At 57.7% G+C, this 267-nt stretch carries 1 pseudogene; it reads left to right on the top strand.

Features of this window, described 5'->3' with window-relative positions:
- Nucleotides 1–6: 6 nt before the first annotated feature.
- Nucleotides 7–267, top strand: a pseudogene (locus tag H575_RS08800) (hypothetical protein); the annotation flags it as partial.

Raw genomic sequence — 267 nt, 5'->3', positions numbered from 1 at the left:
CAGGAGATGACGGCTGCGCTGGAAGCGGCGGCGAAGGAGTATAAGGTCCGGTTCCTGGAGACGGTCGATGAGATCAGAGCCGGCGGGCTTGAGTCTGCGGAGTTTGTTCTCCGGCTGGAGGAGAAGAGGAACAAGTCCGTGAATGTGCCGCTGCTTCGTGAGGAGCTGCCTGAGCTGTTTGCGGAGCTGGCGTTTGTTTCCGCGGCGAATGCGTCGAAGCTTCTGTCGAAGAAGTTCATCTATGATGCGACGAAGAAGCTGATCAAG

Origin of the sequence: Methanocorpusculum bavaricum DSM 4179 (genome assembly GCF_000430905.1) — an archaeon.
Classification (GTDB): Archaea; Halobacteriota; Methanomicrobia; order Methanomicrobiales; family Methanocorpusculaceae; genus Methanocorpusculum; species Methanocorpusculum parvum.
Note: the sequence above shows the minus strand (reverse complement) of the source record. Positions and strands in the feature narration are given on the sequence as shown.